Source organism: Saccharopolyspora thermophila (assembly GCF_014646075.1).
Lineage (GTDB): Bacteria > Actinomycetota > Actinomycetes > Mycobacteriales > Pseudonocardiaceae > Saccharopolyspora > Saccharopolyspora thermophila.
This window is the reverse complement of record NZ_BMMT01000006.1, coordinates 234124-252249: the sequence shown is the minus strand read 5'-3', so window position 1 is coordinate 252249 and position 18126 is coordinate 234124. Positions and strand designations below refer to the sequence as shown.

Sequence of the window (18126 nt, the reverse complement as noted above, 5' to 3'; positions counted from 1 at the left end):
ACCCCGGCGAGGCGCGTTGCCGCTGGTAGTGAATGCCACTTAGGCTGCGTTTGATCGCCACCGGCACCAGAAGGAGTCAGATCGCCATGTCGCTACCGCAGCCCGCCGCCGAGGGGCGGCACCGGGGCGCGGTCGACCTGAGCATCGCCCCGGAGACGACGGGCCACGTGGAGGACGCCGACCTGACGTCCGGTTCCCGCGGCCTTGGTCCCACTGGCCGGCCACGTCGGCACATCCCCGAACCGCCGCTGCTGGACCGCCACGGCCCGGCCGAGGTCCTCGCCATGTGCAACCAGAAGGGCGGCGTAGGAAAGACCACGTCGACGATCAACCTCGGCGCAGCGCTGGCGGAGTACGGACGCCGGGTGCTGCTGGTGGACTTCGATCCGCAGGGCGCGCTCTCCGTCGGCCTTGGGGTCCAGCCGCACCAGCTCGACCAGACCATCTACAACGTGATCATGGAGCGGTCGGTCTCCATCCAGGACGTGGTGCGGCGCACCAGCGTCGAGGGCATGGACCTGCTGCCGAGCAACATCGACCTGTCCGCCGCCGAGGTGCAGCTGGTCGCCGAGGTCGGGCGGGAGCAGACGCTGCGCCGGGTGCTGGAGCCGGCGCTGGACGAGTACGACTACGTGCTGGTGGACTGCCAGCCGTCGCTGGGTCTGCTGACGGTGAACGCGCTGGCCGCCGCCGACGGCGTGATCATCCCGCTGGAGTGCGAGTTCTTCAGCCTACGCGGGGTGGCGCTGCTGATCGACACCATCGAGAAGGTCCGCGAGCGGCTGAACCCGAAGCTGGAGATCAGTGGCATCCTGGCGACCATGTTCGACCCGCGGACGCTGCACTCCCGGGAGGTGATGGCGCGCGTGGTGGAGGCATTCGGCGACATCGTCTTCGACTCGGTGATCAACCGCACGGTGCGGTTCCCCGAGACCACCGTGGCCGGGGAGCCGATCACCCGGTGGGCGCCGCGGTCGGCGGGCGCGCAGGCGTACCGGGCGCTGGCCCGCGAGGTGATCGCCCGATGACCAGGCGGGTCGCCCTGCCGGGCGCGGCCGAACTGTTCCGTACTACTGTTCCTCGGACGGATCGCACCGATCCGCCACCGGCGGCTCCCGCCGGGCGGACCGGGTCGGGGCGGCGCAAGCACGATGCGAAGATCACCGTGTACGTGTCCGACGAGGAGTTGCTGAGCTTGGAGCAGGCGCGGCTGGCGCTGCGGGCCGATCACGGCATCGCCGTGGACCGTGGCAGGGTGGTGCGCGAGGCGGTCGCGGTGGTGCTCGCCGATCTCGACGCGCGCGGCGCCGATTCGGTGCTGGTGCAGCGGTTGCGGCAGGGGACCGGCTAGTGACCGAACCCGCGGTTCCGGCGGAGCTGGCGGAGGAATCCGGCTCCACCGGGAAGTTCACCGTGCGGCTGGACAACTTCGAGGGGCCCTTCGACCTGTTGCTGCAGCTGATCTCGCAGCATCAGCTGGACGTCACCGAGGTGGCGCTGCACAGGGTCACCGACGAGTTCATCGCCTACACCAGGGCGTTGGGCGAGCAGTGGGACCTCAACGAGACCACCGAGTTCCTGGTGGTGGCCGCGACGCTGCTGGATTTGAAGGCGGCGCGGCTGCTGCCCGCGGCCGACGTGGAGGACGAGGCTGACCTGGCCCTGCTGGAGGCCCGCGACCTGCTGTTCGCGCGGCTGCTGCAGTACCGCGCCTACAAGCAGGTCGCGGCGCTGTTCGGCGAGCTGGAGGCCGGGGCGTTGCGGCGCTACCCGCGGTCGGTGTCGTTGGAGGAGCGGTTCGACAACCTGCTGCCGGAAGTGGTGATCGGGGTGTCGCCGCAGCGGTTCGCCGAGATCGCCGCCGCGGTGTTCCGGCCGAAACCGCCGCCGACGGTGTCGCTGGACCACATCCACCAGCACCAGGTGTCGGTGCGCGAGCACGCCGCGCTGCTGCGGGTCCGGCTGGCCGAGCAGGGCAGTGCCACGTTCGCCGAGCTGGTGTCGGACTGCGGGCACACGGTTGAGGTGGTGGCGCGCTTCCTGGCGCTGCTGGAGCTGTACCGGGAGAAGGTCCTGCAGTTCGAGCAGGAGACCCCGCTGGGCGAGCTCCGCGTGCGGTGGGTCGGCGGCAGCGTCGAGCAGGCGCAGGCGGACGCCGAGGCGCAGCGCGCCAGGCAGGACGAGGAGGAGTACGGGTGAGCGACCAGGAGCCGCCGGTCGGCGCCGCGCCCACCGCAGGCGCGGAAGCCGCGCCGCGGTCGGCGGGTTCGGCGCCCGGCGCGGAAGGCCGGCCGGCACCGAACACTGCGCCGCAGGCCGGTTCGACGCACGAGCGTGCCGAACGGGAGTCAGCGCAGGACGCGGAGGCCCGGCCGGAGAAGCCGGTCCCGTCGGCAGCCCAGCCGCCCGCGGGAGCGGCGGAGGACGCCGCGCCGGAGGGGCCGCAGCAGAAAACCGCCCCCGAGCCGCTCGCACCGGGTACCGGTGCGGACTCCGAGGCGGAAGTGACCCCGGCCGCGCCCGACCTGGAGTCCGACTCCGCGCTTGACGCCGCCCTGGAAGCGCTGCTGCTGGTGGTGGACGTGCCCGCCGGCGAGGAACTGCTGGCCAACACCCTCGACCAGCCCCTAGCCCGGGTCCGGGCGGCGCTGCACCGGTTGTCCGACGCCTACGCCGAGGCGGAGCGGGGCATCGACCTGCGGCGGGTGGGCGACGGGTGGCGGTTCTACACGCGCGAGAAGTACGCGCCCTACGTGGAGCGCTATCTGCTGGACGGGCAGCGCACCAAGCTGACCCGCGCGGCGTTGGAGACGCTCGCGGTGATCGCCTACCGGCAGCCGGTGACCCGGTCCCGGGTGGCCGCGGTACGCGGTGTGAACGTCGACGGCGTCATCCGTACCCTGGTGGGGCGCGGCCTTATCGAAGAGGCCGGTACCGACCCGGAGACGGGCGGCATCCTCTACTGCACGACGGAGCTGTTCCTGGAACGGCTCGGGCTGTCGTCGCTGAAGGACCTGCCGCCGCTCGCCCCCTTGTTGCCCGAAGTGGATTCGATCGATGACGTCTGAGCATTCCCGTTCCCAAACCGCCCAGGCCGAGGGCGTCCGACTGCAGAAGGTGCTGTCGCAGGCCGGTGTGGCGTCGCGGCGCGCGGCCGAGGAGATGATCCTGGAGGGGCGGATCGAGGTCGACGGCGAGGTGGTCACCGAGCTGGGGCGGCGGGTGGACCCCGCGACCGCGGTGATCCACGTCGACGGCAACCGGGTGATGGTCAACGACGACCTGATCCACCTGATGCTGAACAAGCCGCGCGGCATCCTCTGCACGATGTCCGACGAGATGGGCCGGCCGTGCATCGGCGACTACCTGCGGGAGCGGCAGGGCAAGCTGTTCCACGTCGGCCGCCTCGACCAGGACACCGAGGGGCTGCTGCTGATCACCAACGACGGTGAGCTGGCGAACCGGCTGATGCACCCGCGGTACGGGGTGCGCAAGACCTACCTGGCGGAGGTGCTGGGGCCGATCCCGAAGGACCTCGGCCGGCGGCTGCGCCGGGGTGTGGAGCTGGACGACGGCCCGGTGAAGGTCGACCAGTTCAAGCTGGTCGACGTCAACCAGAACCGCGCGTTGGTGGAGGTCGTGCTGCACGAGGGCCGCAAGCGGATCGTGCGGCGGCTCCTCAAGCACGTCGGCCACCCGGTGCAGCGGCTGGTGCGCACGCAGATCGGCGAGGTGCGGTTGACCAACGAGCGTCCCGGGGCGATCCGCCCGCTGAACCGGCAGGAGGTCGGTGCGCTGTACCGCTCCGTCGGTCTGTAGTCCTGCGGTCTCGATAACGTCAGTGCTGACCGAACTCGGGCGGGCGGAGGTGGTTCCGCCCGCCCGATGACGTCAGGCCCGGCTGGGCTGGCGACGCAGGACGAGCCGGGCCAGCGGCTCGACGACGCGGGCCGCGACCGGGCCCAGCACCGCCATCAGCAGCACGTACGCCGTCGCCAGCGCCGCCAGCTCACCCGAGACCGCGCCCGAGGCCACCGCGAGCCCGGCGATCACGATGGAGAACTCGCCGCGGGCCACGAGCGCGGCGCCCGCACGCAGCTGACCCATCCGGCCGATGCCCTGCATCCGCGCGGCCAACCAGCCGGTGAGGACCTTCGTCACGCAGGTCGCCGCAGCCAGCAGCAGCGCGACCGGCAGCACCGGCGGGATCTGCGCCGGATCGGTGTTGAGCCCGAAGACCACGAAGAACACCGCCGCGAACAGGTCGCGCAACGGCTCCAGCATGCGGGTGGCGTTCGCCGCCGTGGACCCGGAGATCGCGATGCCCAGCAGGAACGAGCCGACCGCGGCCGAGACCTGCAGCTCCGAGGCGATCCCGGCGACCAGCAGCGCCGCCCCCAGCAGCCGCAGCAGGAACACCTCCGGGTCGGGGCTGTCGACCAGCGCCGACACGTACCGGCCGAAGCGCAGCGCGACCACCAGCACCACCGTGATCACCACCAGCGACACCCCGACCGCGGTGAGGCCGCCGAGGAAGCTGATCCCGGCCAGCGCGGCGGTGAGGATCGGCAGGTACACCGCCATCGCCAGGTCCTCGAAGACCAGGATGGACAGGATCACCGGGGTCTCCCGGTTACCGAGGCGCCCCAGGTCACCCAGCACCTTCGCGACGATGCCGGAGGACGAGATGTAGGTGACCCCGGCCATGGTGAACGCGCCGATCGGGCCCCAGCCCAGCAGCCAGGCGACCAGCGCGCCGGGTAACGCGTTGAGCACGACGTCGATCAGTCCCGCCAGCCACGAGCGGCGCAGCCCGGTGACCAGTTCGCCCGCCGAGTACTCCAGGCCGAGCAGCAGCAACAGCAGCACCACGCCGATCTCCGCGGCCAGGTGCGTGAACGGTTCGATGCCGTGCAGCGGGATGAGACCACCGGTGCCGAACGCCAGTCCGCCCAGCAGGTACAGCGGGATCGGTGAGACGCCGATCTTCCATGCGAGTCTGCCGAGGATGCCAAGACCGAAGAACACCGCTCCCAGCTCGATGAGGGAGATCGCCGTGTCGTGCACCGTGTTTCCTCTCGCGTGTTCCCTGCGTATGGAGTTGTCGAAGTTCGGCACGCGCCGACCACTGCGGCGTGGGTGACGCGTGTCCCGGTCAGTGATGACTGGGCGGGTGGGTCAGGTGGGGCCGGATCAGCCGCGTTCCAGGATTTCGCCGGCGGCGCGCAGCCCGTCGGCGGTGCCGACGACCACGACCAGGTCTCCGCCGGCGAAGCGGAAGTCCGGACGTGGCGAGGGGTGCACGGTGCCGTCGCGGACCACGGCGACGATGGAGACGGAGGTGCGGGTGCGCATCTCCGTCTCGCCGAGGGTGCGGTCGGCGTACGGGGAGCCGGGGGCGACCGGGAGCTGCCGGGTGGTGATCCCGGTGACCTCCCGCTGCTGCTCGGTGAGCCGGGCGACCAGGTGTGGGGCCCCGAGGAGGTTGGCCAGCGTGCTGGTCTCCTCGGTGGTCAGGTCGACCGACGTGGCCACCTTGTCCGGGTCTTCGTGGTCGGAGACGATCAGCTGGAGCCGGCCGTCGCGGTAGGTGATCACGCCGACGCGGTGGCCGGAGCGGGTGGTGAAGTCCTGCCGCGTACCCAGGCCCGGGAGCGGGGTCACTGTTACGTCCACACTCCTCACCTTATTGGTCATTCTTCCGCTTTGGTTCCGCCGGGGGGCGGGTGGAGGGGAGTGGGATGCTCGGGGGGAGGACCAGGCAGAATGGACGGCTGGTCCGGCGAATCGCCGGTGCGGTTCGGTTACTTCGGGGAGAGGACAAGCGACGTGGCACACGCCAGGCTCCGGGGTGTGGTGGCCCTCGACGGCCCGTCGGGCACCGGTAAGTCGACGGTGTCCCGCAGGTTGGCGTCCGCGCTGGGCGCGACCTACCTGGACACCGGTGCGATGTACCGGGCGGTGACGCTGGCGGTGCTGCGGGCCGGGGTGGATCCGGCGGATGAGGCCGAGGTGGCGCGCGTCGCCAGGGAGGCGCAGCTGACCATGGGCACCGACCCGGAGGCGCCCGCGGTGTTCCTCGACGGCGAGGACGTGGGCCGGGAGATCCGCGGACCAGAGGTGACCGGTGCGGTGTCGGCGGTGTCGGCCGTCGCGGCGGTGCGCGAGCAGCTGGTGGCGCAGCAGCGGCAGTTGATCGAGCAGGCGTTGTTGTCGCCGGGCGGCATGGTCGTGGAGGGCCGCGACATCGGTACCGTGGTGGTGCCGGATGCGGGGCTGAAGGTGTACCTGACGGCCTCGGCGCACGCGCGGGCGCAGCGCCGCACCAGGCAGGACATCGCCGAGGGGCGGGCGGGGGACCTGGACCGCACGCACGCGGACGTGCAGCGCCGGGACGCCCTGGACTCCAGCCGCCCGGTGGCCCCGCTGCGGAAGGCCGCGGACGCCGTCGAGCTGGACACCACCGAGCTGGACGTGGCGCAGGTGCTGGAGCGGCTGCACGAGCTGGTCGACGACCGGGGCCTACGGGTGGACGTGGAGCGGACCAGGCCGTGAACGACGCAACCTTGCCCGAAGGCGCCTCAGCCGGTCTGCACCGGTTCGGGCAGTGGATATCGCGGCGGATCGTGCGGTTGCCGTACCGGGTGCGGGTGCGCGGGGCGGAGCGGATCCCACGCACCGGTCCGGTGGTGCTGGTGGCCAACCACAGCTCGATGCTGGACGGGCCGCTGCTGCTGGGAATGCTGCCGCGGCCCGCGGTGTTTTTGATCAAACAGGAGATGTTCCGCGGCCCGCTGGGCTGGTTCCTGCGTCGGATCGGGCAGCTCGGGGTGCGTCGCGGCGAGGCGGACCGCACGCCGCTGCTGGCGGCGGTGCGAGTCCTGCGCGCCGGTGGCCTGGTCGCGGTGTTCCCGGAGGGCACCCGCGGCGAGGGTGATGTCACCAACGCCCACCACGGGGCGGCGTGGCTGGCGCGGGCGGCGGAGGCGCGGATCCTGCCGGTGGCCTGCCGGGGCACGCGACCCGTGCCGCGCGGGGGCCGTAGGCTTTTCCGCAGGATCGACGTGTTGTTCGGGGAGCCGTTCGCGCTGCCGGTCGGCAAGGGCCGGGCTGGGCTGGTCGCGGCCACCGAGCGGGTACGCACCGAGCTGGTCGCGCTGATCGCCGAGCTGGATCGGCTGGTCGCGGACCAGCACGAGGATGAGGTGAAAGGGAAACGAGCGTGACCGACGAGTCGGTGCCGGAGCTGGACGGCACGTGGTCCGATGAGGCCGAGTGGGCCGAGTACGACGAGGTCGACGCGGCCGAGGACGCGGCGCCGCCGGCGCCGCAGCCGGTGCTGGCGGTGGTCGGTCGGCCGAACGTGGGCAAGTCGACGTTGGTGAACCGCCTGCTGGGCCGCCGCGAGGCGGTCGTGCAGGACACCCCGGGCGTGACCCGGGACCGGGTGGCCTACGACGCGCTGTGGAACGGGCGCCGGTTCACGGTGGTCGACACCGGTGGCTGGGAGCCGGACGCCAAGGGGCTGCAGGCGTCGGTGGCCGCGCAGGCGGAGCTGGCGATGCACACGGCGGACGCGGTGCTGCTGGTGGTCGACGCCCGGGTGGGGGCGACCGCGACCGAGGAGGCCGTGGCGAAGGTGCTGCGCCGGTCCAAGCGGCCGGTGCTGGTGGCGGCGAACAAGGTCGACGACGAGCGCGGTGTGGTGGACGTGCACGCGCTGTGGTCGCTGGGCCTGGGCGAGCCGATGCCGGTCAGCGGCCTGCACGGGCGCGGCTCCGGTGACCTGCTGGACAAGGTGCTGGAGGTGCTGCCGGAAAGCCCCCGCGAGCGGTTCGGGGCCGGTGGCGGTCCGCGGCGGGTGGCGCTGGTCGGCAAGCCGAACGTGGGCAAGTCGAGCCTGCTGAACAGGCTCACCGGTGAGGAGCGGGCGGTGGTGCACGACGTCGCGGGCACCACGGTGGACCCGGTGGACTCGCTGGTGGAGCTGGACGGCGAGGTGTGGCGGTTCGTCGACACCGCGGGCCTGCGCAAGCGGGTCAAGACCGCCAGCGGCACGGAGTACTACGCGTCGCTGCGTACCCGCTCGGCGATCGACGCCGCCGAGGTGGCGATCGTGCTCATCGACGCGTCGGAGCCGTTGAGCGAGCAGGACCTGCGGGTGATCACCATGGTCGTGGAGGCCGGTCGGGCGCTGGTGATCGCCTACAACAAGTGGGACCTGGTCGACGGGGACCGGCGTCGTCAACTGGAGAAGGAGATCGACCGCGAGCTGGTGCGGGTGCGCTGGGCGGAGCGGGTCAACGTGTCGGCGAAGACGGGCCGCGCGGTGGCCAAGCTCGCGCCGACGCTGCGCACCGCGTTGGACTCGTGGGACACCCGGATCCCGACGGGCCGGTTGAACGGTTGGCTGTCGGAGCTGGTCGCGGCCTACCCGCCGCCGGTGCGGGGCGGCAAGCAGCCGAAAATCCTGTTCGCCACCCAGGCACAGACCCGGCCGCCGACGTTCGTGCTGTTCACCACCGGTTTCCTGGAGGCCGGGTACCGGCGGTTCCTGGAGCGCAAGCTGCGCGAGACCTTCGGGTTCGTGGGCAGCCCGGTGCGGATCTCGGTGCGGGTCCGCGAGCGCAGGCCCAAGGGTGCCCGCCGGTGATCACGCTGCGCTCGGGTGGTGTGTGCGCTGCGCTTACGCGCCCCCGCTAATCTGCTGGCGACCCTCGGAACAGGGGAGGTGACCGAGAGGTGCGGGCTGACGACGGCGGGGGGCCGATCCGGGTCGCGCTGGCCGACGACGAGGCGATGCTGCGGCGGGGCCTGCGCGTGCTGCTGGAGAGCGGCGGCACCGTCCGGGTGGTCGCCGAGGCCGGCAACGGTGACGAGCTGCTGGCGGCCGTGCGCACGCACCGGCCCGATGTGGCGTTGATCGACGTGCAGATGCCGGGCAAGGACGGGCTGACCGCCCTGCGGGAGCTGCGGTCGGTGCCGGGGGCGCCGGTGGCGGCGGTGCTGACCACGTTCGACCTGGACGACTACGTGGAGGACGCGCTGCGGTTCGGCGCCAACGGGTTCCTGCTCAAGGACGCCGAGCCGGCGGTGCTGGTGCGGGCGGTGCACGACCTGGCGGCCGGTGGTGCGGTGCTGGATCCGCGGATCACCGCGCGGTTGCTGCCGCGGTTGCGCAACGTCAGCGACAACGAGCACGAGAAGCAGCTGGTGCGGGCGCTGTCCGCGCGCGAGCGGCAGGTGCTGGAGTTGTTGGCGGACGGCCGCTCCAACGCCGACATCGGGGCGCGGCTGGGGCTGACCGAGGCGACGGTGAAGAGCTACGTGTCGACGGTGTTGAGCAAGTTGGGGGCGCAGAACCGGGTGCAGGCGGCGTTGATCGCGCAGCGCGTGGGTGGCGCGGGCAACTGGCGGTGACGCCGGTGCGGTGGCGGCGGCTCGGCTCGGAGGCGTTGGCCGTCGGGATTCCGGCGGTCGCGGTGGTGTTCGCCCACGACCACGTCGGCTACGCGCTGCTGTCGGGGCTGTTCGCCGCGGCCGTGTTGCCGTTGCGGCATCGCTGGCCGTGGTTGGCCGTGCTGCTGGGCCTGCCCGCGTTGGCCGGTGGTCTCGGGTGGGCGCCGATCATCGTGGCGTTGTTCGCGCTGGGCCGGGCACAGCCGCGGATGTGGCCGCTGGCCGGGTGGATCCTGCTGTGCGCGGTGGTCGCGGCGGCGCCGGTGCTGGCGACGCAGTCGCTCGGGTTCGGGGCGATCATGCTGACGATCAGCTTCGTGCTGGTGGCGTCGGGTGCGCCAATGGCGTTGGGGGCGCTGGTGTCGCTGCGGCAGCAGTTGGCGGACAGCCTGCGGCGGTTGGAGGAGGCCACCGAGGCGGAGTTGGCGGCGAAGGCGGAGACGGCGCGGGCCGAGGAACGGGCCCGCATCGCGCGGGAGATCCACGACGCGGTGGGCCACCACGTCACGTTGCTGGCCGTGGAGTCGGCGGCGTTGGCCGCCACCGCGCAGGACGAGGTCGCGCGGGAGACGGCCGGGCGGATGCGCGCACTGGCCAAGCAGGCGCTGGACGAGATGCGGGCGACGCTGGGGTTGGGCACCTCCGGGCAGCCGACCGGCCTGAGCGGAATCCCGGAGCTGGTGGGGCGGGTTCGGCGGGCGGGGGTGGACGTGGAGCTGTCCACCGAGCTCACCGAGCAGCACGGGGTGCCGCCGGCGGTGGAGCGGGCCGCGTACCGGGTGGTGCAGGAGGCGTTGACGAACGCCTCCAAGCACGCCCCGGGCGCGAGTGTCACGGTGCGGTTGGGGTGCCGGGACGGCGTGCTGCGCATCGTCGTGCGCAACGGAGCCCCGCAGGGCCGGTCGGTCGAGGTCGGCAGTGGCGGGTCCGGGTTGGCGGGCCTGTCGGAGCGGGTGCGGATGGCAGGTGGCTGGTTGGACGCCGGGCCGTCCGAAGACGGCGGTTTCGAGCTGGTCGCCGTCCTGCCGCAGCAGCGCTGATCCGTATGCTGGCGGGCGCGCCCGGCGTTGGTCGACGAACGGAGTGTGCATGCGAGGGCTACGGCTGCCCGGCGGCGGTGAGTTGCCGGTGCTGGGGCAGGGCACCTGGGGCATGGGCGAGCGGCGTGGTCAGCGGGCGGCGGAGGTCGCCGCGCTGCGGCACGGCCTGGACCTGGGTCTGGGGCTGATCGACACCGCGGAGATGTACGGCGGCGGGGGCGCCGAGGAGGTCGTCGGGCAGGCGATCGCCGGTCGGCGGGACGAGGTGTTCCTGGTCAGCAAGGTCTACCCGCACAACGCGACCCGCAGGGGCGCGATCGAGGCGTGCGAGCGCAGCCTGCGGCGGTTGGGCACCGACCACCTGGACCTGTACCTGCTGCACTGGCGGGGCAGCACGCCGTTGGCGGAGACGCTGGACGCCTTCGAGCGGTTGCGGACCGACGGCAAGATCCGGCACTTCGGGGTGAGCAACTTCGGGCCGGACGACATGGAGGAGCTGTTCACCAGCGATCTCGGACGGCAGACCGCGACGAACCAGGTGCTGTACAACCTGACGCGGCGCGGGGTGGAGTGGGATCTGCTGCCGTGGTGCCGCGAGCGGGGGCTGCCGGTGATGGCGTACTCGCCGATCGAGCAGGGCCGACTGCTGGGCGAGCCGGTGTTGCGGCGGGTCGCGGAGCGGCACGGGGTGCGCCCGGCGCAGGTGGCGATCGCGTGGGTGCTGGCGCGCGACGGGGTGTGCGCGATCCCGAAGGCGGCGACCCCGGAGCACGTCGAGCAGAACCGCGCGGCGCTGGATCTCGAGCTGACCTCGGCGGACCTGGCCGAGCTGGACGCGGGTTTCCCGGCCCCGCCGCACCCGGTCCCGCTGGAGGTCCTGTGACCGTGATTTCCGCGAAGGCGGGGGCACCCGGTGGTGCCCCCGCACTGATCAGGCGATTTCCGGGTCGGCGAGGGCGCGGCGCAGGAAGTCCACCTGCAGCAGCAGGAGGTTCTCGCTGGTCGTCTCGTCGGTCGGCATGTGGCTGACGCCGGGCAGCGGCAGGAACGTGTGCGGGCGGGCAGCCGCGGTCAGCGCCGACGACAGGCGCAGCGCGTGGGCCAGGACGACGTTGTCGTCGACGGTGCCGTGCACGACCAGCATCGGCCGCCGCAGCTGGGCGGCGTCCGACAGCAGCGAGTTGGCCTCGTAGACCTGCGGGGCGGTGTTGGGGTCGCCGAGGTAGCGCTCGGTGTAGTGCGTGTCGTACAGCCGCCAGTCCACCACACCCGCGCCGACGATGGCGGCGTGGAAGACGTCGGGGCGACGCAGTACGGCCAGCGCGGCGAGGTAGCCGCCGAAGGACCAGCCGCGGATGGCGACCCGCCGCAGGTCGAGTTCCGGGTGGCGCTCGGCGGCCGCGTGCAGGGCGTCGACCTGGTCCTGCAGCGGCGGCCCGGCGAGGTCGCCGGCGATGGCGCGGTCCCAGTCCGGGCCGCGCCCGGCCATGCCGCGGCCGTCGGTGACCAGCACCGCGAAGCCCTGGTCGGCGAACCACTGCGAGGTCAGGTAGCCGAGCTGGCGCGACAGCACGCGCTGCGCGTGCGGCCCGCCGTAGGGGTCGAGCAGCACCGGCAGCGGACCATCCCCTTGGCGGTGACCGCTGGGCAGCAGGAGCGCGCTGCGCAGGTCGCGCTCGCCGAGCCGCAGCAGTTGGATGTTGAGGTCCATGCCGTGGGTTTCGGCGTTGTTGGCGATCTCGGCGATCTCCTTCTCACCGCGGTGCACCCGGACCCGGGTGCGCGGCTCGTCGAGCGTCGTGGACGCCACCACGAGCACGTCGCCGCCGCGCGTCCCGGTGTGCACGCCGGGTTCGCGGGTGACCTGCTCGACACCGGTTGCGGTGACCCGGTACAGGTGTACCTGCGTGGGATCCTCCGCGGAGGCGGAGACGAGGATGTCGTCCCCAATGTCGATGATGCCCCGGACCTGCAGCGGCGCTGATGTCCACGGCTGGTCGCCGACGACCAGCCGGTACGCGCCGTCAGCGGCGCTGATGCGCACCAGGCGGCCGTCGGGGGTCCAGGCGGGCCAGCCGGGTTTGATCTCCACCCAGTGCGGGTCGGTGTCGCGGTGCACCTCGCTGGTGACGCCGCTGCCGGGGTCGACGTCGAGCACCAGTTGGGTGCGCTGGTCGCGGGTTTGCACCGCGATCAGCGGGCGGCCGTGCTCCGACCAGTGCGCGGTGACCAGGTACGGGTGGTTGCCGCGGTCCCAGTCAACGTCGACGCGGCTGCCGTCGAGCCGCACCACGGCCAGCGACACGTCGGCGTTGGCGGTGCCCGCAGCGGGGTAGCGGACTGCGGTGGGGCGGCGTGCCGGGTCGGCCGGGTCGCCGAGGTACCAGTGCTGCACCGGGGATTCGTCCACGCGCGCCACCAGCAGCGCCGACCCGTCGGGGGCCCACCAGTAGCCGCGGTGCCGGTCCATTTCCTCTGCGGCGATGAACTCCGCCGCGCCCCAGGTGATGTCGGGCCCGTCGGGTTCGACGAGCGCGCGGTCGCCGGACCCGTCGGCTTCCACCAGCCGCAGCTGACCGCCGGACAGGTAGGCGATGCGCCGGCCGTCGGGGTCCGGGCGCGGGTCGGCGACCGGGTGCCGCGCGGGCAGTTCGCGGGTGGCGCCGGTGGCGACGTCGACAGTGAACAGCCGCCCGGACAGCGTGAACACGGCCAGCCGCCCGGCGCGGTCGGTGGCGTAGCCGGTGATGCCGGTGGCGCGTTCCCGCAGCCGTTCCCGGCGGGCCTGCTCCTCGGCGGAGACCTCGTCTCCGGCCTGCAGCGCGGCCGGGTCGGCGAGCAGCCGCTCCTGCCCGGTGGCGGTGTCGAGTGCCCACAGGGCGTTGCTGCGGTCGGTTCCGGTGGCCGAGCGCAGGAACAGTACCGACGTGCCGTCGCCGGTGGCGGTGAAGGTGCGGGGTGCGCCGAGCGTGAAGCCCTGGGTTCGGGCGCTGCGGCGGGGAAACGACGCGGACGGCATGGCTCCAGCCTGCCACCCGCGTCCGGCGCGGGCGCTGGCAGGTGTCCCTTGTGGCGGGTGCGGCCCCGATCGGATGACGTCGGGCGGCGGGTCCGCTCCACCGGAGGATGCGCTGGTGTGTCGGCAGGGGTGCGCTCGTGGCGCCGCTCCTACCGTCGATGCCGATTCCTTTGGCCCGCAGCGGCTTCGGTTCTCGTGATCTGGATGAGATGTGCCATGGACCTGTCGGTGGTGGTGCCGTGCTGCAACGAGGAGCGCGGTTTGCAGCGGTGGCACGACGCGCTGGTCGCGGCGGGGCCGCTTCCACGATCACCCGGACCACGTGATGGCAGCGCGTCTCGCCGCGACGGCGCTGCGCGGTGGCCCGCCGCTGATCCACTACCGCGACTACAACACCGCCGACGCGCCACCGAACCTGTCCCTGCGGCTCGTCGCGGACAAGCGGGCGGTCTTCGAGCGCTACGCGGCGCACGACGCGGTGGTGGGCATGGGGGAACCGTACGCGGCCTGGCTGCGGAGCATGCGCCGACGCTGGCCGTGGGGATCGAATGCGGTTGCCGGCGGCCCTGACGGCCTGCGATACGCCCATGTGGACAGAGGTCGGCTGGTGCTCGGTCCGGATCGCGGAAAATCCGTTGTGGACACTCCGGGGTTCGAGCCGAGATCAGTGGTGTTCGCCGACCCGGGGACCCTCGTCGTGCAGGACCGGGTCGGGCGCATCTTCGCGAGGCGCCGGGGCTGGCCGCCGCTGGGGGCCCAAGCCGGGCCACCGGCAGCAGCCGTGCTGCCCGGTGGGCGACTCGTGGTGGCTGCCCGCAACGCCCGGGGCGGGGTGAGCATCCGCCACGCCGACCAGCCCTGGGGCGACCTCGGTGGCACCGGGGTGCACGACACCGTGTCGCTGCTGGTGGGCGAGCAGGGGATCGACGCCTTCGCCCCGGCGGAGGCGGGGTTGCTGCACTGGCACGGCCGTAGTGGCCGGTTCGCGCTCGAGGTGGCACCGCACCGGCCTGCGGGCACGGTCGCGGTGGCCCCGGGGCACGCGGCGTTTCGCGAAGCCGGCATGGGACGGCTGGTCGTGCTCGGTGAACGGGCCGGGTGGTCGGTGGTGGCGGTGCAGGAGTTCGACGCCACCTCCGACCCGGCCCTGGCCGTGGCACCGGGAGACCGACCGGTGCTGGCGGTGCGCGACGGCGACGGGCGGATCGCGGTTCTCGCCGACGGGCGCCGGACGGTCCTGCCCGCCCGGATCCCCGGGCATCACGACCGCTGGTGACGTGCTGGTCGCGCTCGGCGACGACGGCCGGATGCGCGTGCGCCCGCGTCCACGGCGGACGCGGGCGCGCAGCGGCCGGTCAGGCCGGGGTGCGGACGGTTTCCGCCGCACTCGCCGAGCGGGCCCGGAGCCGCTGCTCACCCGGGTCGCAGGCGTCCTTGACCTTCAGGCTCAGCAGCGCCACGGCCAGGTACAGCAGGCTGAACGCGACGGCCACCCCGGCACCGCCGACCAGCGGGAACAGGATGGTGACCACCACCGGGCCGACGAACGCCGCGCCACCGGCGCCGAAGTTCAGAATCGCCAGCGCCGAACCCTTGTCCTTGGGCTCCACCATCGACGGCATGAGCGCCGACAGCGGCACGAATCCGGCCAGCAGGATGCCGTAGACGACGCCGAAGGTGGCCGTCACCGCGAAGCTCTGGGTGCTCACGGCGGCGAAGTACCACAGCGGGGTCGCGATGGCGCAGCCCACGCAGCCGAACCAGGTGATGGTGCGCCGCCAGCCGAAGCGGTCGGCGAACACGCCGAAGAACAGGTTCGCGGCAATGTTCGCGCCGTAGCTGATGGACGCGAGGGTGGCCACCTGCGCGGCGCTGAGGAAGCCGCCGCCGGGCGTGGCCGGGCCGAGCACGAACGGGAACATCGCGAAGAAGCCGTACTGCGGGGCGGTGTTGACGATCCGGATCAGACCACCGGCCAGCGTGCGTCGGTCGCGCCAGAGGATGTCCACGCCCTCGCCGAGCCGCTTGATGCTGCGCGGGTTCTCCACCGTCTCGTCGGCGATCGGCTTGAGACCGTGCTCCTCGCGGACCGCGACGCTGCCGATGAGCACGCCGGTGGTGACCACCACCAGCGACAGCACCAGGGTGCCGTACTGGGTCATGCCGAAGACGCCGATGGCGACCGCGGCCACGGCCGCACCCAGCGTGGGCAGACCGCCGGTGAAGGCGAACCAGAACCACCCGGCGACCGACCCGCGCATCTTGGTCGGGCTGGCGATCTGCGCCCACACCAGGAACGCGAACGCGAACAGCGGGTAGGCGAAGCCGCGGATGCCGTAGGCGGCCACGATCAGCGTCGCGTTGTGCGCCGGCAGCGCCACGAACAGAAACAGTGCCTCGAACACGACCCACCAGGCGCCACCGAGCCACATCACCCGGCGCGGACCCCAGATCGACGACAGCGTCCCGGAGAACCACGAGGCGATCATGGCGGTGACGCCGTAGATCGTGACGGTGGCGAACGACGCGGTCGCGCCGGGCAGGCCGCCGCCCTCGGGTTGCTGCAGGTAGTCCGAGAGGAAGGTGGTCTCCACGCCGTCGCCGATCATGAAGATGAGCACGGCGACGAAGCCCCAGAACAGCTCCCTGGGGATACCGATGCGGTCGAGTCTGCTGACCGGGCGGTTCGCCTCGGTCTCCGCTGTGGTCTGGTGGGACATCACTGTCTCCAAGGATCGGAAGTTCCCGGTGACGTCCTCGCGACGCGTCCGGGCCACGGGTGCTGGCTATCATGCACCCCGTTCAACTTAACGCGCAAGACGTTAATTTGGAGAAAATCCGATCACCGCGTCGAGGGTGTGGCCGGTGCGGGGCAGCGCGGACCGCCGGCGCGGACGTGCTCGCGCCGCGTTCGTTCGGGTCCGGATCAGTCCATGGGGGCGACGCGGACGTCGGTCTGCTCGCGCATCTCCTCGATCAGGGCCGGGTCGAGCTCGCCGGCCAGCAGCACGTGGTCGAACGCGCTGACCGGCGCGAACTGGTGCAGCGCCGACCGCGCCACCTTGCTGGCGTCCATCATCAGCACCTTTGTCGTCGCGCTGGCCAGCATCGCCCGCTTGACCAGCACGATCTCCTGCTCCTGGTGGTAGGTCAGCCGCGCGTTCATCGCCGAGGTGGACAGGAACACGATGTCCACCGAGAAGGTGCTGATCATCTCCTGGCAGGGCAACCCCAGGTAGGAGTCGTGCGTGCGGGAGTACTCGCCGCCCAAACCGATCAGCCGGATGTCGGGCACGTCCCGCAGCGTCTCCTGCACCTGCCGGTAGTTGCTGACCACGGTCAGCGGGCCGACGTCCGGCAGCAGCCGGGCCAGCGCGAGCGCGGTGGTGGAGTCGTCCAGCATCACCGACTGACCGGGCGTGATGAACTCCAGCGCCACCTTGGCCAGCGCCTCCTTCTCGGCGGTGTGGGTGTGCAGCCGGAAGTCCGAGCTGCTCTCGAACACCGTGGACGGCTGGGCGGAGACGCCGCCGTGGAACTTGCGCAGCAGGCCGCGGGTGACCAGGTCGTCCAGGTCGCGGTGCACCGTCATCAGGCTGACCCCGGTCAGCTCGGCCAGCTCCGCGGCGCTGGCGAAGCCCTGCGCGACGACGTGATCGACGATCTTCTGCTGTCGCAGGAGCCGGGGGGACTGCTTCTTCGGTGCGGACGCCATGGGGTCATCTTGCCCCGTGCTCCGCCGCGGCGGTGCCGGACACCCCACGTGAGCACGAACTATCAAATGGAGGGTGACAATTAACGTTGATCATGTTAATTTTAGCGCCGTCAGTGAGTGGCGGGAGGTAATGAGATGACCCAGTCCGAGGGGCCGAACGACACCCACCGCGCGGTCGTGTTCGACATGGACGGCGTCCTGGTCGAAAGCGAGCACCTGTGGGAGCGGATGTGGGCCAGGTTCGCCGCTGCCCGGGGCCGCACCTGGACCGCCGCGCAGACCCGCCAGGTGCAGGGCATGAGCGCCCCGGAGTGGTCGGCCTTCCTCGCCGAGTTCAGCGGCGCCGCCGAGACCGCCGCCGAGACCGAGCGGATCGTGGTCGACGACATGATCGCCGCCCTCGACGGCGGCGAGATCGAACTGCTGCCCGGCGCCGAACGCATGGTCACCGAGGTCGCCGCGCGGGCCCCGATCGCCCTCGCGTCCTCCGCGCCCCGCCGGCTGATCGACGCCGTGTTGGACCGCCACGGGCTCATCCGGCACTTCACCGCCACGGTCTCCAGCGCCGAGGTTGCCAAGGGCAAGCCCAGTCCGGACGTGTACCTGTCGGCCGCCGACAAGCTCGGCGAGGACCCGCGGCACTGCCTGGCGGTCGAGGACTCCAGTAACGGGTTGCGCGCCGCGGCCGCAGCGGGGATGACTGTGGTGGCCATTCCCAACTCCGACTACCCCCCGGCCGAGGACGCGCTGGCCCAGGCCAGCTACGTCGCCGCCAACCTCGACGACGTGCGGCTGCGCCTGGTGGGTGCACTGCCCGAACCGGTCGGCAGCTGACGGCACGCCGCCGCACGAGAAAGGCCCTTCTTCCCCGCCCCGCACCGGCGGTGACACGT

General features: G+C 72.2%; 18 protein-coding genes. 13 read left to right on the top strand and 5 right to left on the bottom strand.

The window, feature by feature from the left end; translation table 11 throughout:
* Nucleotides 1-86 precede the first annotated feature (86 nt).
* Genes IEY17_RS11435 through IEY17_RS11415 form a run of 5 tightly spaced genes read left to right on the top strand, consistent with a single transcriptional unit; the run spans nt 87 to nt 3819 of the window.
* On the top strand, nt 87-1028 hold the full coding sequence (locus IEY17_RS11435; protein ID WP_188987308.1) for a ParA family protein: 942 nt from the start codon (nt 87-89) through the stop codon (nt 1026-1028).
* A complete protein-coding gene (locus IEY17_RS11430) occupies nt 1025-1351 on the top strand; it encodes a hypothetical protein (RefSeq protein WP_188987307.1) in 327 nt (108 codons plus the stop codon). Before IEY17_RS11435 ends, IEY17_RS11430 begins: the two co-directional genes overlap by 4 nt.
* Entirely contained in the window at nt 1351-2199 is an 849-nt protein-coding gene (locus IEY17_RS11425; RefSeq protein WP_188987306.1) for a segregation and condensation protein A, read from the top strand. Before IEY17_RS11430 ends, IEY17_RS11425 begins: the two co-directional genes overlap by 1 nt.
* Nucleotides 2196-3068 (top strand): SMC-Scp complex subunit ScpB, encoded by an 873-nt coding sequence (gene scpB, locus IEY17_RS25350; RefSeq protein ID WP_229680039.1) that lies wholly within the window; start codon nt 2196-2198, stop codon nt 3066-3068. Before IEY17_RS11425 ends, scpB begins: the two co-directional genes overlap by 4 nt.
* Nucleotides 3058-3819 carry a pseudouridine synthase gene (locus IEY17_RS11415; RefSeq protein ID WP_188987305.1) on the top strand — a complete coding sequence of 254 codons (762 nt, stop codon included), beginning with the start codon at nt 3058-3060 and terminating at the stop codon, nt 3817-3819. Before scpB ends, IEY17_RS11415 begins: the two co-directional genes overlap by 11 nt.
* Nucleotides 3820-3891: 72 nt before the next feature.
* Here the strand turns inward: IEY17_RS11415 and IEY17_RS11410 are convergent, their stop codons facing one another.
* Complete coding sequence (locus IEY17_RS11410; RefSeq protein WP_188987304.1) at nt 3892-5067, bottom strand: cation:proton antiporter; 1176 nt, start codon at nt 5065-5067, stop codon at nt 3892-3894.
* 126 nt (nt 5068-5193) lie between these two features.
* Nucleotides 5194-5676, bottom strand: a complete 483-nt coding sequence (locus tag IEY17_RS11405) for a cation:proton antiporter regulatory subunit (protein WP_188987303.1) — start codon at nt 5674-5676, stop codon at nt 5194-5196.
* Nucleotides 5677-5829: 153 nt separating this feature from the next.
* On the opposite strand from IEY17_RS11405, the gene cmk reads away from it, so the two are divergent.
* From cmk to IEY17_RS11375, 6 genes are all read left to right on the top strand, one after another.
* Nucleotides 5830-6555, top strand: a complete 726-nt coding sequence (cmk, locus tag IEY17_RS11400; RefSeq protein ID WP_188987302.1) for a (d)CMP kinase — start codon at nt 5830-5832, stop codon at nt 6553-6555.
* A complete protein-coding gene (locus IEY17_RS11395; protein WP_188987301.1) occupies nt 6552-7226 on the top strand; it encodes a lysophospholipid acyltransferase family protein in 675 nt (224 codons plus the stop codon). The genes cmk and IEY17_RS11395 overlap by 4 nt, the downstream gene beginning before the upstream one ends.
* Before the next feature lie 11 nt (nt 7227-7237).
* On the top strand, nt 7238-8653 hold the full coding sequence (gene der / locus IEY17_RS11390) for a ribosome biogenesis GTPase Der (RefSeq protein WP_188987343.1): 1416 nt from the start codon (nt 7238-7240) through the stop codon (nt 8651-8653).
* 89 nt (nt 8654-8742) lie between these two features.
* Nucleotides 8743-9420: a response regulator gene (locus IEY17_RS11385; RefSeq protein WP_188987300.1), complete on the top strand. Its 678-nt coding sequence runs from the start codon at nt 8743-8745 to the stop codon at nt 9418-9420.
* Nucleotides 9417-10499 (top strand): sensor histidine kinase, encoded by a 1083-nt coding sequence (locus IEY17_RS11380; protein ID WP_188987299.1) that lies wholly within the window; start codon nt 9417-9419, stop codon nt 10497-10499. Before IEY17_RS11385 ends, IEY17_RS11380 begins: the two co-directional genes overlap by 4 nt.
* 49 nt (nt 10500-10548) lie before the next feature.
* Nucleotides 10549-11382 (top strand): aldo/keto reductase, encoded by an 834-nt coding sequence (locus IEY17_RS11375; RefSeq protein ID WP_188987298.1) that lies wholly within the window; start codon nt 10549-10551, stop codon nt 11380-11382.
* 48 nt (nt 11383-11430) lie between these two features.
* Here the strand turns inward: IEY17_RS11375 and IEY17_RS11370 are convergent, their stop codons facing one another.
* Complete coding sequence (locus IEY17_RS11370; RefSeq protein ID WP_188987297.1) at nt 11431-13518, bottom strand: S9 family peptidase; 2088 nt, start codon at nt 13516-13518, stop codon at nt 11431-11433.
* Nucleotides 13519-13843: 325 nt separating this feature from the next.
* Between IEY17_RS11370 and IEY17_RS11365 the strand changes: the two genes are divergently transcribed.
* Complete coding sequence (locus IEY17_RS11365) at nt 13844-14794, top strand: hypothetical protein (protein WP_188987296.1); 951 nt, start codon at nt 13844-13846, stop codon at nt 14792-14794.
* 79 nt (nt 14795-14873) lie between these two features.
* On the opposite strand, the gene IEY17_RS11360 is transcribed toward IEY17_RS11365, so the two are convergent.
* A complete protein-coding gene (locus IEY17_RS11360) occupies nt 14874-16238 on the bottom strand; it encodes an MFS transporter (RefSeq protein WP_188987295.1) in 1365 nt (454 codons plus the stop codon).
* A 206-nt stretch (nt 16239-16444) separates the two neighbouring features.
* Nucleotides 16445-17233 carry a DeoR/GlpR family DNA-binding transcription regulator gene (locus IEY17_RS11355; protein ID WP_188987294.1) on the bottom strand — a complete coding sequence of 263 codons (789 nt, stop codon included), beginning with the start codon at nt 17231-17233 and terminating at the stop codon, nt 16445-16447.
* Between the two features lie 135 nt (nt 17234-17368).
* On the opposite strand from IEY17_RS11355, the gene IEY17_RS11350 reads away from it, so the two are divergent.
* Nucleotides 17369-18067, top strand: a complete 699-nt coding sequence (locus tag IEY17_RS11350; protein WP_188987293.1) for an HAD family hydrolase — start codon at nt 17369-17371, stop codon at nt 18065-18067.
* Nucleotides 18068-18126: the final 59 nt, after the last annotated feature.